A 412-nucleotide genomic window follows, 5' to 3' on the forward strand; every position below is an offset into this window, starting at 1 on the left:
AAGTTGGCGACACCTTGATTGTCACTGACGGCAACGGCAACACCCTATTTAACGGCCCTGTCACTCAAGACATGCTCGACAACGGCTTTGACGTTGAAGTCCCTGTGACTGCAGGCGCAACCGATGTTGATGTGACCGCGCAAGTGATTGATATCGCCGGTAACCCATCAGCAACCGCCACCGACAACCAGCCTGTGGACAATGTTGCCGCACCTGCTCCAACCGTTGAGTTCAGCGGCATGGGCACTGACGGCGTGTTCAACAGCGATGAGATCGGCAGCGACGGTACTGTGACCGCCACCGTGACTCTCGCGACTGGCACCCAAGTTGGCGACACCTTGATTGTCACTGACGGCAACGGCAACACCCTATTTAACGGCCCTGTCACTCAAGACATGCTCGACAACGGCTT

1 protein-coding gene is annotated in these 412 nt (G+C 56.6%); it reads left to right on the top strand.

From position 1 onward, the window contains the following. Positions 1-412: hypothetical protein (locus H5125_RS21825; protein ID WP_182745517.1), on the top strand; the 412-nt coding region annotated here is incomplete at both ends.

It is taken from the genome of Shewanella sp. SR44-4, from assembly GCF_014163715.1.
Lineage (GTDB): Bacteria > Pseudomonadota > Gammaproteobacteria > Enterobacterales > Shewanellaceae > Shewanella.